13 protein-coding genes are annotated in these 16,668 nt (G+C 38.5%); 6 read left to right on the top strand and 7 right to left on the bottom strand.

Annotated features, from left to right (window positions below):
- Window positions 1–222: 222 nt before the first annotated feature.
- Entirely contained in the window at window positions 223–3,705 is a 3,483-nt protein-coding gene (gene addB, locus U8D43_RS05565; protein ID WP_335870074.1) for a helicase-exonuclease AddAB subunit AddB, read from the top strand.
- Window positions 3,698–7,432: a helicase-exonuclease AddAB subunit AddA gene (gene addA / locus U8D43_RS05560; protein WP_335870073.1), complete on the top strand. Its 3,735-nt coding sequence runs from the start codon at window positions 3,698–3,700 to the stop codon at window positions 7,430–7,432. The genes addB and addA overlap by 8 nt, the downstream gene beginning before the upstream one ends.
- Window positions 7,433–8,079: 647 nt before the next feature.
- Here the strand turns inward: addA and U8D43_RS05555 are convergent.
- From U8D43_RS05555 to U8D43_RS05530, 6 genes are read right to left on the bottom strand one after another with little or no spacing between them, the layout of a single operon-like run.
- Window positions 8,080–8,298 (bottom strand): spore germination protein, encoded by a 219-nt coding sequence (locus tag U8D43_RS05555; RefSeq protein WP_335870072.1) that lies wholly within the window; start codon window positions 8,296–8,298, stop codon window positions 8,080–8,082.
- 60 nt (window positions 8,299–8,358) lie between these two features.
- Window positions 8,359–8,736 carry a spore germination protein GerPE gene (locus tag U8D43_RS05550; protein ID WP_335870070.1) on the bottom strand — a complete coding sequence of 126 codons (378 nt, stop codon included), beginning with the start codon at window positions 8,734–8,736 and terminating at the stop codon, window positions 8,359–8,361.
- Window positions 8,737–8,738: 2 nt separating this feature from the next.
- Window positions 8,739–8,918 (bottom strand): spore germination protein GerPD, encoded by a 180-nt coding sequence (locus U8D43_RS05545; RefSeq protein WP_335870068.1) that lies wholly within the window; start codon window positions 8,916–8,918, stop codon window positions 8,739–8,741.
- Window positions 8,899–9,525 carry a spore germination protein GerPC gene (gene gerPC, locus U8D43_RS05540; RefSeq protein WP_335870066.1) on the bottom strand — a complete coding sequence of 209 codons (627 nt, stop codon included), beginning with the start codon at window positions 9,523–9,525 and terminating at the stop codon, window positions 8,899–8,901. Before gerPC ends, U8D43_RS05545 begins: the two co-directional genes overlap by 20 nt.
- 17 nt (window positions 9,526–9,542) lie before the next feature.
- Entirely contained in the window at window positions 9,543–9,761 is a 219-nt protein-coding gene (locus tag U8D43_RS05535; RefSeq protein WP_335870064.1) for a spore germination protein GerPB, read from the bottom strand.
- 11 nt (window positions 9,762–9,772) lie between these two features.
- Window positions 9,773–9,994, bottom strand: coding sequence for a spore germination protein (locus U8D43_RS05530; RefSeq protein WP_335870062.1), 222 nt, complete (start codon window positions 9,992–9,994; stop codon window positions 9,773–9,775).
- 312 nt (window positions 9,995–10,306) lie between these two features.
- Here U8D43_RS05530 and U8D43_RS05525 point away from each other — a divergent pair, with 312 nt between their 5' ends.
- The 3 genes from U8D43_RS05525 (at window position 10,307) to U8D43_RS05515 (ending at window position 12,835) form a co-directional block, all read left to right on the top strand.
- Complete coding sequence (locus tag U8D43_RS05525; RefSeq protein WP_335870158.1) at window positions 10,307–11,479, top strand: DUF418 domain-containing protein; 1,173 nt, start codon at window positions 10,307–10,309, stop codon at window positions 11,477–11,479.
- 21 nt (window positions 11,480–11,500) lie between these two features.
- Complete coding sequence (locus U8D43_RS05520; RefSeq protein ID WP_335870060.1) at window positions 11,501–12,400, top strand: fumarylacetoacetate hydrolase family protein; 900 nt, start codon at window positions 11,501–11,503, stop codon at window positions 12,398–12,400.
- Window positions 12,401–12,481: 81 nt separating this feature from the next.
- Window positions 12,482–12,835: a YisL family protein gene (locus U8D43_RS05515; RefSeq protein ID WP_335870058.1), complete on the top strand. Its 354-nt coding sequence runs from the start codon at window positions 12,482–12,484 to the stop codon at window positions 12,833–12,835.
- A 385-nt stretch (window positions 12,836–13,220) separates the two neighbouring features.
- Here U8D43_RS05515 and U8D43_RS05510 read toward each other — a convergent pair whose 3' ends face one another.
- Window positions 13,221–13,781, bottom strand: coding sequence for a DUF2777 family protein (locus U8D43_RS05510; RefSeq protein WP_335870056.1), 561 nt, complete (start codon window positions 13,779–13,781; stop codon window positions 13,221–13,223).
- A gap of 859 nt (window positions 13,782–14,640) precedes the next feature.
- Between U8D43_RS05510 and asnB the strand changes: the two genes are divergently transcribed.
- A complete protein-coding gene (asnB, locus tag U8D43_RS05505; protein WP_335870054.1) occupies window positions 14,641–16,491 on the top strand; it encodes an asparagine synthase (glutamine-hydrolyzing) in 1,851 nt (616 codons plus the stop codon).
- The last annotated feature ends 177 nt before the right edge of the window (window positions 16,492–16,668 follow it).

Raw genomic sequence — 16,668 nt, 5'->3', positions numbered from 1 at the left:
CACCAATCGTATTTTTTTGGACCAAATCGATGGGGGAATCAAGCCTTTTATTGATGAGTAAATTAAAAACCAACAATGTATACGAAAAGGACCATACGAAAACAGCCGCAAAGAATGATATTATGTAGGTAGAATACGTGTTCTATATTATAATAAATCTATACAAAAAATACTTAATTTCACATGTTGTACTATCTATACGAAAGAGGAAGGAGTGAGAGGATGTCTGTACGGTTTATTGTCGGTCGATCGGGAAGTGGAAAAACAGAAACGATGTTAAATGAAGTTCGGGAAAAGCTGCAGAATAACGCGAACGGAAAACCAATCATTTATTTGGTTCCAGAACAAATGACGTTCTTATCGGAATATGCTCTCGTTACGACACCGGAGTTAAAAGGCATGGTTCGAGCGCAAGTGTATAGCTTTACCCGTCTTGCTTGGCGAGTCCTTCAAGAATCAGGTGGGATGGGGAGATATCATTTATCCAATGTTGGATTAAATATGCTTATTCGAAAAATAATTGATGAAAAGAAAGAGAAATTGACCCTGTTTACAAAAGCCTCCGATAAAACAGGTTTTGTTGGTCATATGGAAACCATTCTTACAGAATTTCGCCGTTACTGCATTTCACCTGAAGAACTTCTTCGTCAAGGGGATGCATCCCAAAATAGCAAAGCATTGAATGATAAATTACATGACTTAGAGTTAATCTATCAAGGCTTTGAAGAAGCGCTTGTTGGAAAATACGTTGACAGTGAGGATTATTTTAAATTGCTTGCTGAAGCCGTTGAAACCTCATCGTATATTGCAAATGCAGAAGTTTACATTGATGGTTTTCATAGCTTCACACCACAAGAATACCTTGTTATCCAAAAATTGATGAAACACTGCCAGCGAGTGTCCATTGCCCTGACAGTTGATCGCGCATCTCATCGAGAAAACGGAGCCACAAATAGTCTCTTTCGATTGACAGAGGAGACGTATGGTATGTTAACACAAATGACCTTCGTTCCTGAGATTAATCGAGAACCTGACGAGGTATTAATTGAGCAAAAGCGATTTGAGCACAGTAGTTTGCAACATATTGAAAAATATTGGGAAGATCGTCCGACCATATCCTATAACCGTAAAGCGGCCGTGAAAGTTGTAGAGGCTTCCAACCGTCGAGCGGAAGTGGAAGGAGTTTCAAGGGAAATCCGTCGCTTAGTCAGAGAAGAAAACTATCGATACAAAGAGATTGCTGTATTGGTACGTAACGGTGGCGAATATCAAAATATTATGGAAACGATTTTTTATGATAATGAAATACCGTATTTTATAGACCAAAAGCGAACGATGTTAAATCACCCGTTAATTGAATTCATTCGTTCGACACTTGAAATAATGAACACTCATTGGCGTTATGAACCGGTTTTTCGAGCATTGAAAACAGAACTTCTTTTTCCGCTTAACGAAAAGACGGGAAAATTGCGAGAACAAATGGATCAAGTAGAAAACTATGTGTTAGCTTATGGCATTAAGGGGGAAGCGTGGCTACGAAAGGATCGATGGAACTACCGTCGTTTTCGTGGATTAGAACTTACAGACTCTATCCAAACGGATGAAGAAAAAAAGATCGAGCACGAAATAAATGAATTCCGTTTAAAAATTTCAGCTCCTATCATTCGGTTTTTTCGACGTTTGAAAAAGAAAACGACAGTTCGGGATTTATGTGAAGTGCTTTATTTATATTTAGAAGAACTGGATATTGCTGCAAAAATCGATGGACTCGCACAAGTAGCAGAAGAAAGAGGAAACTTAGTAGTCGCTCGGGAGCATAACCAAGCTTGGAATGCAGTGATGGATTTACTGGATCAATATGTTGAAATTTTAGGAGACGAAGAAATCACTTTAAAGAAATTCACTTCTATCCTTGAGGCTGGAATTGAATCTATGAAATTCTCGCTTGTGCCACCAGCGATTGATCAAGTTATTGTTGCTAACTTGGAGCTTTCCCGTTTGTCCGATATTCGTGCAGCGTTTGTTCTTGGCGTGAATGATGGAGTTTTACCAGCAAAAATGACGGAAGATGGGGTTTTATCAGATGAAGACAGGGAAACGTTGATTTCTTCCGGTATAAAGCTAGCTCCAAGTAGCAAAACGAAGCTTGAAGATGAAGAATTTGTGGCCTATAAAGCCTTTACGACTTCTTCTGAAAAACTATATGTTTCTTATCCCATGGCAAATGAAGAAGGCAAAGCATTGCTTCCATCACCATATATTAAAAAGTTGCTAGAGATGTTCCCGTCCATAGAAAAAGAGTTATTAATTCATGAACCATCGGAACTAACAGCCGAGGAGCAGCTTCACTATATTTCTCATCCAAACATCACGATTAGTTATTTAACCTCACAATTGCAATTGAGGCTAAGGAATTATCCTGTTCCAGATTTTTGGTGGGATGTGTACAATTTCTATATAGAAAATGAGCAGAGAAGAGAAGGTGCCACCCACATTCTATCAAGTTTATTTTATCAAAATAGAGTCAAGCAGTTATCCCCACAAACAAGTGAAGATCTATATGGGGAAAGCATCCTAGCATCGGTTTCTCGTATGGAATTATTTCATAGTTGTCCATTCTCTCACTTTGCTTCTCATGGTTTACGGTTGAAAGAACGCGAGATTTTCCGTTTGGAGGCACCCGATATTGGAGAGCTATTTCACGGAGCACTCAACTGGATTTCAGAGGTAATGAATGTTGAAAAAAAATCATGGTCGCAGCTATCCAAGGAAGATTGCTTGAAGCTGGCGAAAGCATCGGTTGAATTTATTGCACCAAAGCTTCAAAAGCAAATTCTTCTAAGCTCGAATCGACATCATTATATTAAAAGAAAACTTGAAAATGTCATTGGAAGAGCTTCGATGATTCTTAGTGAGCATGCAAGAGTAAGTGGTTTTTCCCCTATCGGTCTAGAACTTGGATTTGGCCCAAATGCCGAACTTCCTCCATTTTCATTTACTTTAGGAAATGGAATGAAAATGGAATTACAAGGTAGAATTGACCGAGTCGATCAAGCAAAAGATGATTCTGGCACCTATTTACGTGTGATCGATTATAAATCAAGTAGCAAAGAACTGAATTTCACCGAAATGTATTATGGATTATCCTTACAAATGCTTACCTATCTGGATATTATTTTGACTCACTCACAGCAGTTAATTGGATCGGAGGCATTACCAGCAGGAGTTCTGTATTTTCATGTTCATAATCCAATCGTGAAAAGTAAGAAATTGCTATCAATTGAACAAATTGAAGAGGAGATCTTCAAGAGTTTCAAAATGGACGGGTTGGTATTAGGAAATCCAGAGGTAGTGAAATTGATGGACTCTTCGTTAGAAACGGGAACATCGCATGTTGTTTCAGCGGGGTTGAAAAAGGACGGATCGTTAACAGCAAGATCGAAAATTGCATCGACACAGGATTTTGATTTGATGAGGAAATATGTTCGAAATAAATATATCTCGTCAGGTCAACAAATTATGAACGGCCATGTTGAGATCACACCTTACAAATTAAAAAATCGAACGCCATGTCAATATTGTTCGTATCGATCTGTTTGTCAATTTGATCAATCCTTGGAAGAGAATGATTATATCGTTTTAACACCGCAAAAGAATGAAGAAATATTAGCTTGTATGAGAGAGGAGGTCTCTTCTGATGAGTAAAACACCATTACCCATAAAACCTGAAGATGTTTTTTGGACTGATGACCAATGGAAAGCTATTTGGTCGAAAAACCAAGATATTTTAGTGGCAGCAGCGGCAGGTTCTGGAAAAACAGCTGTTCTTGTTGAACGAATTATCCAGCGGTTACTCTCAGTAGAAGACGAGATGAATGTGGATGAACTTCTTGTGGTGACATTCACAAATGCGGCAGCGGCTGAAATGAGACACCGAATCGGCGAGGCTTTGGAAAAAGCACTTGAAAAGAATCCTAGCTCTGGACGAATTCGAAAGCAATTAAGCTTATTAAATAAGGCCTCTATTTCTACGCTGCATTCTTTTTGCCTAGAAGTGATACGGAAATATTATTATTTAATTGATATTGATCCAGGTTTTCGTATTGCCGATAGTACGGAAGGAGAACTTCTACGGGATGAAGTAATGGATGAACTATTCGAAGAAGAATATGGAAAAGAAAATAATAAAGACTTTTTCCACTTGGTTGATACGTTCACCAATGACCGAAGTGACCTCGCTTTGCAGGAAATGGTCAGGGAACTCTATTTATTTTCACGGTCACATCCTGATCCGTCGTCATGGCTCGATAATATTGTAAAGCTATATGATGTGGATGAAAAGTCAACACAGCTTCAGGATTTACCATTTTTTATCGTGTTAAAAGAGGAAATTCGCTTAAGCATAGAAGGTGCTATTGCAGCGTTTCAAAGGGGAATGGCACTGACAAAAGCTACGGATGGACCTGCGCCTTACGGCGATAATTTTTCGCAAGATCTTGCTATTGTTGAGGGAATGATGTCTTCCTTGGAGAGTTCGTGGGAAGAGCTTTATATTCGTTTTCAAGAATTGAAATTCTCTCGATTAAAACCATGTCGAGGAGATCAGTACGATCCTGAGAAAATCGAAGAAGCAAAAGCACTGCGAGCCCAGGGGAAAAAGATGATTGAAAAACTTGAGGAAGAGTTTTTCTCAAGAAAGCCTGAAAGTTTTCTAAAAGATTTACGAGAGATGAAGCCTGTGATCTTGACATTAATCAAGCTAGTCAAAGACTTTTCAATCCGATTTCAAACAGTGAAAGGAGAACGTGGACTAGTCGATTTTTCAGATTTAGAGCATTTCACATTAGAGATTCTATCCGATAATGGTCAGCCTTCAGAAGCAGCTGATACCTATCAACATCAATTTAAAGAAGTGCTTGTTGATGAGTACCAAGACACAAATATGGTTCAAGAGACTCTAATTTCTTTGATTACGATCGAAGGAGAAGAGCAGGGAAATCTCTTTATGGTGGGTGATGTAAAGCAGTCTGTCTATCGGTTCAGGTTGGCAGAGCCTAAGCTATTTTTAAGCAAATATAATCGTTTTACCACACTTGGAGAAAATACTGGGCTCAAAATAGACTTATCGCAAAACTTCCGTAGCAGACAAGAAGTTCTGGCGGGTACGAACTTTATATTTAAGCAGATTATGGGTGTTGAAGTTGGTGAGATTGATTACGACAAAAGTGCGGAACTTGTAAAAGGAGCAGCTTATCCTGAGGAGGATGAGTATCCTGTGGAACTTGCATTCATTGACCTAGCAGATGAAGAGACAATTGAAGAGGAAGTGGAGGTTGAGACTGCTTTTAGTAAACTAGAGCTAGAAAAATCACAGCTAGAGGCAAGGTATATGGCTAAAAAAGTAAAAGAACTGATAGATAGTCAGGCCTTAGTCTATGATAGCAAGAAAGGAAAGCATCGACCGATTCGCTATCGAGATATGGTCATTCTGCTGCGTTCAATGCCTTGGGCACCTGAAATTATGGAAGAGTTTAAGTCAATGAATATACCCATTTATGCGAACCTTTCGACAGGCTATTTTGATGCTATTGAAGTTTCAATTATGGTGTCCTTATTAAAAATAATCGATAATCCTTATCAAGATATTCCGCTTGCCTCGGTGTTGCGATCTCCTATTGTAGAAATGAATGAAGAGGAACTCGCTTCCATTCGAGTGCACTCACGAGCGGGTTCGTTCTATGAAGCAATCACAAAATACATCCAATCAGCGCCAAAGGAAGAAGCTTATGATAGGCTAAGTACCTTTATGGAGATGCTTGGAACATGGAGGACACTGGCTAGACAAGGGGCATTATCGGACTTGATCTGGCAACTCTACCGTGATACGAAGTTTTTTGATTTTGTCGGGGGAATGCCCGGAGGAAAACAGCGTCAAGCCAATCTTCGAGCATTATATGATCGAGCTAGATCATATGAAGAGACTTCATTTCGAGGGCTGTTTCGTTTTCTTCGATTTGTTGAAAGAATGAGAGAACGAGGAGATGATCTAGGTGCTGCGAGAGCATTAAGTGAGCAAGAAGATGTCGTCCGCCTAATGACTATCCACTCCAGTAAAGGACTAGAGTTTCCAGTTGTATTTGTCGCTGGTTTATCGAAGCAATTTAATTTAATGGATTTGAATAAATCATATTTATTAGATAAAGAATTTGGATTAGGAACGAAATATGTGAACGCGGATAAACGGATCACCTATCCTTCGATCGCACAGCTTGCGTTGAAGCGGAAAAAACGGATGGAGACCATTGCAGAAGAAATGCGTGTCCTTTATGTTGCTCTAACACGTGCGAAAGAGAAATTGTATTTAGTAGCTACAGTTAAAGATTTAGAAAAGAGCATGATCAAGTGGAGAAGCGCTCTTCAACAAACGGAATGGTTACTGGCTGATTACGAACGTGCATCTGCGCTTAGCTATTTGGATTGGCTCGGACCAGCCCTCGTTCGGCACCAATCGTGTGAAGTCCTCCATGAGGGTGAAGTCGAGGGGAGTTTCATTTCTAATGAAATTATTGGACATCCTTCGCGCTGGAATCTCTCCTTTTATTCGAAAACTTTTTTTTCAAAGGATGAAGAAACACCACAAGAAGTTGAGGAAGAGTGGAAAGAACATGTGATAAAAGGGGAGAAAGTGAATATTTCAACGCCCATTAAAGAAGAAATTGTAGCAAAATTAAATTGGAAATATCCCTACAAGGCAGCGGTTCAAAGAAAGTCAAAACAATCGGTGTCAGAAATCAAGAAAATGTTTCAAGTAGCGGACGAGGCTGCAAGTGATGATATCATCAAAAAATTCCAAAAGCCTATCATGAAACGACCGCAATTTTTACAAGCAAAGACCATTTCACCAGCAGAACGAGGGACGGCTATGCATGCAGTCATGCAGCATATATCATTAGATAAGCAGCCAACTCAACAAGAAGTAGTTGAACTGTTAACTGAGCTGACTCGAAAAGAATTGTTATCTCTTGAACAAGCGGAAGCCATTGAGGTTGATCAAATCGTCTCATTTTTCCATACATCCATTGGTGAAAGAGTGCTCCGAGCAGAGCGTGTACAGCGCGAAGTCCCTTTTAGTTTAGGAGTAAGAGCTCAGGATTTTTATCAGGATACTGAAGATGGAGAGGAAATCATTCTCGTCCAAGGAGTAATTGATTGTTTGGTTCAGGAAAAGGATGGTCTTGTTCTTGTAGATTATAAGACCGATAATATTGTTGATAAATATCAAGGTGATTTTACAAAAGCTCAACCAGACCTGAAGAACCGCTACGAAATTCAGTTGAATTTGTATGAAAAAGCAATAGAAGAGATTCTTGGCGAAAAGCTAAAAGGGAAGTACCTTTATTTCTTTGATGGTTGTCACGAGCTTTCTATGTAGAAGGCTGTTTTCGCAAAGTTTGTGGCTTTCGAACCAGTCTATAAACGTTGATATAGCTTTGTTTCGGGCATCATTTCGTCTATTATTGATGGAAATCATCAGTAAAATGGGCAATTTAATTAAAAATCAGATGAAATAGCCACAATGTATACGAAAAGAGCCTTGTAGAAAGAAGTTAACGCAAACATCGTTGCTTTTCACATGAAAAATTAGTTATCCTTCACATGTTTTGCTTAGATAGATGTGCGACGAGGAAAATAAAAACGAATTTTACTTACTAGAGCTAGGTTTGATATAGAAAGATATTCATCTATCTCACTTTGAATGGATAAACGCAATTAGGTCATTCATTGACATCTGTTGGGAAATACGTTCCACCAAATGGAATACCACTTTCAATCAATACAATTCCACGCGTTGCTTAAAAAAAAATAGGAGCTCTATCCGACAGGTAACATTGTGATGAACTTGGACATCGGATAGAGTGCACTGTTTTGAGTAAACTCTTTAGTTCAACTTGTATAGATGGAAATTCAAACTAAGTCAGTTAAATAAGTTATATTGAAAATTAGATTTGCTAGCAAAGAACGGAAATCGACAAAGTATTCAATTTCATTCAACAAAAGGGAAAGCTCTTGGGCTTTCCCTTAGTTGTTTCCGAGTATCGGTTGGTCAACTCCATTTATGCCCACGGTTGAATTGATACTAAACCCATTGAAGGTAATAATGAAAGGACCAGTGTTAAACGCCCCAGAACCACCGACTGTTTTGCTACTAGATTTTGGTGAGATAATCGCAGCGTCACCGAATTGTACGCTACCCCCACCAACATTTAAGATTTGAACTGGACCAACAATAGCAGGCATTTGAAAACATCCCTTTGTATAAGATTCTTCAATAGTCTATGAAGAAATTCATTGAATCGTTCACTCGCCGTTTTGATTTTCTAACTGACGTATATGCTTAATTCTTGATTCTAGTCGAACATCCCCGAGGTTGCCGATATGCACAATCCCGGTAGTAGAGACTCCGATAATGTCAATGATCCCCACGTTGATGACCGGCTTTTGGTTAAGAATAGAGATATTGGTTGGAGGTGGTAAAGTCAGAAAGGGGATTTGTTCATAAAAAACCGGATACTGATAAAGATCGTCGCCTTCATTTCCAAAAAATATTTCTTGCTCCCTTTGAACGGCTAGAACCTTTGATTTCCCATCTAGATATCGAGTGTCCCCTATCTGAAGAACAGAAGAAAAGATTAAGGAAGTTAGATTAACCCCCTGTACGAATGAATACCTGCTCATAATTATCCTTTTGGAGCAAGCGGAACAAAGGGACCGATGATAAGGGATTCAGCAGGGGTATCAAAGGTAGAAGCAAGTTGAATCGTGTTGGCATCCCCAACTAATAGTAGGGCAGAACTTGCAACACCGGCAACGTTTATATTGCCGACACATAATTCACGATTAATGACTTGGAGGTTCATGTTTTTCATCCTTTCGATTCATTCCTGATGGGATTTGTGAAATAAAGGCAAAAACAGCTTGATGAATATCGTTTTTTAATTTATAAAAAATCTTGTCGTATGCTCCTTGTGGATTCCCTTTTTCGTATGCGGAAGCAGGGAAAGTTTGTAAATAAAAGTCCACTCGTTGGGGAAGTTGCTTTTCGAGGTCTTCTTGAATCATTTTATAATAGGAACCATCTAGTGTACGAGAGAGTTGTGCTTCTGTATCTCCTATGAGGGAAGGCAATCCATCATTTAGGTATTGTTGAATTCCCTCAATCAGCTGTTGCCTTAATTCCCCGTTCTCTAATACATCGATATTTTGGTTTGGTTGATTCACTGCCAGATCTTCAATATTGTTTAAATCATTTGGATTTAAGCCAATATTTAACGTTCCTTCTAATGTTTCAACTTTTAATTGATCAAACTTGTATTCAATTTTTTCTACGTTAACACTGGGTCTTTCCTTTAAATCTGTCACTTCTTTTTGCAGGATCGTTAGCATGTCTTCTAGCTGCTTGATTTTTTTGTTTTGTGTTTCGATATATTGCAGAATTTGCTGCCAATTGGTTGGTGTATGATACATGCTTTCACCTCTTTCGCCTAAGAAATTGATAATGGAACAAGTGTAGATTCTTGCTTAAATTCTGCTCCTCCATTTTTTTCTGCTTGAGGAGCAGCCTTAATAAATCCTCCTGTATTGAATAAATAAGAAGCGGGTTGAATTGTACCTGATGTGCCAATTTGGAATACTGAAGAGTTGGACACTGCCCCGATTTTAATACAATGAATTTGAATAGTTTGCTGCACATAAATATTCACAGTTATCACACTCACAATGTAAAAGTTATTGGTTGATCCACGCCATCTGAATCGTTTACATTTGTATTAGAAATTTCATTATAGACGGATAGACCATTACCAGTATTGAAAGAGCCCGCACCGGAAAACGTTTTTGCTACGGCATTTGGTTGCAGTTGAAAAATATCTCCTACATGAACAACACCACTTGATCCTACACTAACGACTTGAATGATCCCCACAAAACCGGGCATCGCCGTTCACATCCTTTGTCTTGCATATATGTTAGCCTATGAAACTTACCTAAAAACGTGACTATAGCCTATCAAGAGAAAAGTGCTAAAATAAGGTGAAGTGTAAAAAAAGATTTTTCGCAAAGATTGTTGCTCTCGAACCAGTCTCTAAAAGGTGATATAGTTTTGTTTAGGGGCATCTTATCGTCTATTTTTAGTGGGTTGTAGCAGCAAGATGGAGGATTCTATCTAAAATTAGTATAAATAGAAACAATGTCTTCGAAAAGAGCCGAATTAAAAGATAAAAAGAAGGGTAGGATTCTATTGTCAACGATGGAACCAGTTAAAAAGTCAGCAAGAATTGACTCATTAGATATGATGAGGGGATTTGCATTATTAGGGATTTTTCTAGTCAACATGATATCGTTTCACTCCCCAATTTTTCACTACAATCCGTATCAGTGGTGGGAAGGGAAAGGAGAAGAGAATCTTTATATGTTTATCGATGTTCTTGTTCAAGCGAGCTTTTATCCGCTCTTTGCTATGCTCTTTGGTTATGGTTTAGCCATTCAAAGAGAGCGGGCACTCACTAGAGGCGTTTCCTTTCTTTCATTGGGAATCCGTAGATTAAGTGTTTTGCTTGTGTTTGGCTTGATACACGCACTTTTCATATGGTCGGGAGATATATTAACAAATTATGCATTATTCGGTTTACTACTAATAGGAATGATGAGATGGTCAGGCAAAACACTTCTGATTAGTGGAGCACTGTTGTTTTTTATTCCGCAACTATTAATAAGTAGCATGTTTGTAATCCTGTACGTTATCAGTCCAAATCAAATGTTGTATTTTACTGATATCCAATCGGTACAAGAGGCGTTTAGAGTATACTCTTCGGGAAATTATGCTGAAATTTTCTCTCAACGTTTTCAGGATTGGTTCTTAGTAAATAGACCGCTGAATTTACCCTTTTTGTTATTAGCAATTTTACCAATGATGATGATTGGTGCAGGTGCGTCAAAAGAAAAACTTCTTGAAAATGCCCATGAAAAAAAAGGAATGTGGGTGACCATACTGCTTATTTCTCTGGTGGTAGGGCTAGGGATAAAATTACTTCCTTTTATCATAGAAACTAATTATACGTTTACCAGCATTCAAGATTTTCTGGGCGGACCGTTTCTCTCGGTAGCGTATGCCGCGACCATTATATTGATTAGCATGAACGGGTTTATGAATCGCATTCTTCAACCTTTAGCTAAGGCTGGTAAGATGTCGCTAACCCTTTATTTAACGCAATCCATTATTGGAACTCTTATTTTCTATTCCTATGGCTTAGGATTATATGGGGAAGTCACATTAACAACAGGAACATGGCTTGTATTTGTCATCTTCTTTATTCAGGTCATCATCGCAGAAATCTGGCTATCTCGTTTTCAATATGGACCGATGGAGAAATTGTGGAGAACCTTAACCTATGGAAAGATCAAAAAACGTGGAACGACATAAAGAGAAGAGGGAAATACAAAAGTGAAATTTTTAACTTTTCAAAAAAAAGATAAAGAATCGATTGGGGTCCTCAAAGAAGGGAGGGTTTGGGACCTTCTTAAAATGGGTGAATTGTATCACCCTGATCAACCTTATCCAGTTGACCTTTCGGCTTTAATTTGTAAGTATGATTCTTTCCGCCCTATTATAGGGGAAGATTTAGTGAGAGGAAAAGCCGAAGGGAAAGAAGAGGTTTTAACATGGTCTGTGGAAGAGATAACAATAATAGCCCCTATTCCGAAGCCGAGAAAAAACATTATGTGTGTAGGGAAAAATTATCGAGACCATGCAATTGAAATGGGGAGTGAAAATGATATTCCAACCGACCTATTGGTGTTCACTAAGTCACCAACCTCTGTCATCGGGCCGTTTCATTCGGTGAATCTCCATGAAGATGTGACGAGCGAAGTTGATTACGAAGGGGAATTGGCCGTCGTCATTGGTCAGGAAGGAAAGAATATTCCATTAGAGAATGCTTTGGATTTCGTCTTTGGATACTCGATTCTAAATGATATTACTGCTAGAGATTTACAGCGAAAGCATAAGCAATTTTTCATTGGCAAAAGCTTGGATACATTTTGTCCTCTAGGGCCGGTGATTGTAACCAAGGATGAAATAAAGCATCCTGACAATCTATCAATCATGACAACTGTAAATGATGAAGTGAGACAATCATCGAATACAGAGCAATTAATCTTTTCAATCTCAGAGGTTATTGCGACGTTATCCAAGGGGATGACTTTACAACCGGGAGATATTATAGCGATGGGGACACCAGCTGGAGTGGGCAAAGGAATGAAACCACCTGTCTTCTTAAAAAGTGGAGATTCTGTGACAATATCAATTGAAGGAATTGGGAAACTGACGAATCTTATGCAGTAGGGTAGGGGGGGTTTCCAATTCACTTAAAAAATATGGTAAGATGAGAAAGAAATTTTTATTTGAACTTAAGGAGGTTTATCAATGCTACACAATACACATGCTCATATTACTACATGGGTTGTTGCACTTATTTTATTCTTCGTTGCGTACAGCCTGCATCGTAGCGGTAAAGCAAAAGCCATGAAAATTGTTCATATGGTGTTGCGATTATTTTATCTTTTGATTATTGTAACAGGAGCACTACTTTTCTTTTACAATCAATCCTTAGATCCTGCTTTTTACGGGGTAAAAATGCTGGTTGGTTTCTGGGTAATCGGGATGTTTGAAATGGTACTTGTTCGTTTGAAAAAAGGGAAAGAAACAAAAATGTTTTGGATTCAGTTAATTGTTTCAATAGTACTTGTATTGTACTTAGGGTACTATTTACCTTTGTAAATCGGTATTTTTTAAGGCGCTTTTCGTATCCATCGTTATTTTTGAATCTATAAATTTGAGACAACATCCAATTTTGTAAAGAGTGCATTCGAATGAATACGAAAAAATGCCCCAAAACCTCTCTTATAAGGGACTATATACGTCTGCAAAAAGCAAGATTCTTTGCGAAAAGAGCCTTTTCTAAACAAAAGGCTCTTTTCGTTTACATTGTGGTTATTTCACCTGATTTTTGATTAAATCCTCCATTTCACTGTTGATCTCTATCAAAAACAGACGAAATGATGCCCGAAACAAAGCTGTACCACAGATGATCAACTGATTCGAAAAGACACAAAATTTGCGAAAAGAGCCAAACAAAAAGCTGCCATCTGGCAGCTTTTTGTTTTTACTCGATTTTTTCTATGATGATTCGTTTTCCAGTGCTCTTGGTATACTCAAAGCGATCTTGTTGCTTCTGATAATAGCTGAAATGGTGCTGAACCCCACAAATTTCATCACCATTATCAAAAGTGATAAAATTCACACCTTGCCGTATTTTTCTCTCTTCTAAAAAAGAGAGATGGTTATGGCAAAAGATGCAATCATAAATGGAGAAACGAAGGGAATTGAGGGTGGTAATAAATTGAAGAAAAGCATCATCACTCAATTCTTCTAGCAGCATCTCTAAAGAAAGTGTTAAATTTTTTCGAATTCGTACAGAATCATATTCCCTTAGAGGAAATGATTCTTGCTGAATCTTCAATTCCCCATTCGGTTGTAAAGTGCCCCTTCTCCATTGACTGTGATAGTGAACTTCGATGATATGACTCGTGAAAAAATCTAGCATGGTTGCCTCATCACTTTCATCATCGAAAAATACCCACTGATTATTCATGTATTCGATTGAACCTGTGAGGTAGGCACGTGTTTGGTTCTCTAATAATAAGGTTCTTTCTTGATTTTCCAAAGGATTTTCCCCCTTTCGTTATCTTTTTGCACATTTTTTGTAGCTTTCATACAAGAGAATGGAGCTAAGTGTAGAAAGTCTAGAGTAGTCAGGAAGGTGAGCGGTCCATTGATCTCCAATTCATCTCTAATTCGTTCAAAAGAAAAGAAAGTATAAATTTCAAAGTGGCTAGCTCCAGACGCCACCGGCTCGAGGTCATAAGTCAAGCCCTGCCATGAGGCAAAGTGCGCCACAGGTCAGTCCTTGTCATATGCCAGTCGCCGATTAACGGGCGTCTTCCGCATTTCAAAGTGGCTAGCTCCAGACGCCACCGGCTCGAGGTCATAAGTCAAGCCCTGCCATGAGGCAAAGTGCGCCACAGGTCAGCCCTTGTCATATGCCAGTCGCCGATTAACGGGCGTCTTCCACATTTCAAAGTGGCTAGCTCCAGACGCCACCGGCTCGAGGTCATAAGTCAAGCCCTGCCATGAGGCAAAGTGCGCCACAGGTCAGCCCTTGTCATATGTCAGTCGCCGATTAACGGGCGTCTTCCGCATTTCTTATTAAATTATAGAAAGGAAGAGAGCTTCCTTAAGATTTCTTTTATGTCAGTTAACTATTTATCATACTCTGCATAAGATAAATCATGTCGTGGAAGAAGCCCACTTTCTTAAACGAGAAGCTCTTTTGCTCAGCATATTTTATTTCTACTAAGGAAAACATCTATGAAATGTAAGTCTTAGCTCTCTTTTCTATGCGAATAGAATCATTAAATCTTAATGAAATTCGGCATGTAAAAGAAAAAGAGTGCCTGCCGGATTTTTTTGTATCAGAAGCAATAATGAAAACGAGTAGGGACTAAAAGAAAGGATGATGTATAGTGTGTGGCATAACTGGCTGGGTAAATTTTAAACGAAATTTATCAATTGAAAGTAAGTTGCTAACGAAAATGACGAACACGTTAAACAAGCGTGGTCCGGATGATACAAATATTTGGTTGGATCGTCATGCGGCTTTTGGTCACAAGCGTCTAATTGTAGTAGACCCTAATGGTGGAGTACAGCCGATGACAAAAAAGGAAGGAGAGCATTCTTTTACCCTTTGTTATAATGGGGAGCTTTATAACACGGAGGATTTACGCAAAGTTCTCCATAGTAAAGGATATTCCTTTAAGGGTCATTCTGATACAGAAGTTCTTTTAACGGCTTATATGGAGTGGAGAGAGCAGTGTGTGGAGCATCTAAACGGTATTTTTGCATTTGCGGTTTGGGATAGCGAAAAAGAGCAAATATTTATAGGGAGAGACCGAATGGGAGTAAAGCCATTATTTTATACTGAAAAAAATGATGGACTTCTATTTGCATCCGAGCTTAAGGCGCTTTTGGCTCATTCTGATGTGAAAGCGGAAATTGACCGAGAAGGACTTGGAGAAATATTAGGGTTAGGACCGTCAAGATCACCAGGTAGTGGCGTTTTTAAAGGTATCGTAGAACTTAGACCAGCTCATGCACTTACATTTTCGAAGAAGGGAAAAAAAGTTTGGCGTTACTGGAATGTGAAAAGTGAAGAGCACCGAGATACTTTTGATGAAACGGTTGAAAAAGTGCGCTTTTTAGTAAGTGATAGCATAAAAAGACAACTTGTATCAGATGTTCCTCTTTGTACATTTTTATCGGGTGGTGTTGATTCTAGCGCTATCACTGCTATTGCAGCTAATGCGTATAAAGAGAGTGGCAAAGGGAGATTAAGTACTTATTCAATTGATTACGAAGAAAATGATCAATACTTTAAAGCAAATAGTTTTCAACCCAATGCCGACGGACCTTGGATAAAGATGATGAGGGATACCTTTAACACGGATCATCATAGCTGTGTCATTACTCAGCAAGTGTTAAAGGATCATTTAATCGAAGCAGTACATGTACGTGATTTGCCTGGAATGGCAGATGTTGACTCTTCCCTCCTTTGGTTTTGTCGAGAAATCAAAAAAGATGTTGTTGTTGGTTTATCTGGAGAATGTGCGGATGAGATTTTTGGGGGATATCCGTGGTTTCACCGAGAAGATGACTTTAATCGATCTGGCTTTCCTTGGATGAGGTCGACTGAAGAACGGCAAAAACTTTTAAAAGATAGCTGGAGCAAAAAATTAAACCTAGAAGAATATGTTCAAACGAAATATAGAGAGACGATTGCTGAAACCCCTGTATTAGTGGGAGAAGCGCCCTTAGAAGCTAGAAGAAGAGAAATGTTTTATTTGAACCTGTTATGGTTTATGACTACATTATTAGATCGAAAAGACAGAATGAGCATGGGGGCGAGCTTGGAAGTACGAGTACCTTTTGCAGATCATCGCCTCGTTGAATACGTATGGAATATTCCATGGGAGATGAAAATGCATGAAAATCGAGAAAAAGGAATTTTACGTAAAGCATTAGAGGGGATTTTACCAAATGACGTATTATATCGCAAAAAAAGCCCTTATCCGAAAACGCATCACCCAGAATATACAAGGCTTGTGACGACATGGTTGAAAGAAATATTAAAAGATAGGAATAGTGTATTATATGAACTATTCGATGAAAGAAGGTTACGGCATATTGTTGAAACAGAAGGAGAATCGTTTCAAGTTCCCTGGTTTGGTCAACTAATGACAGGACCACAATTGCTAGCTCATTTAGCTCAAATTCATGTATGGTTTCATGACTATAATATTCAAATTGTGGAAAACTAAGGAAATGAAAAATCAATACTTCTTAAAGGTATTGATTTTTTTACTGAAAAAGAGAGGACAAACATTTTAATGGTTTGGTGTCTAGCTTTAGGACCATTGTGATTTTCTGATAGGGTGAGAAAAAAACTTCTTAAAAAGGATTACAGAGAAATTTATTTAAAGCTTTGATTATTGATT

It is taken from the genome of Bacillus sp. 2205SS5-2, assembly GCF_037024155.1.
Classification (GTDB): Bacteria; Bacillota; Bacilli; order Bacillales; family Bacillaceae_K; genus Bacillus_CI.
This window is presented reverse-complemented; position numbering and strand designations above follow the sequence as displayed.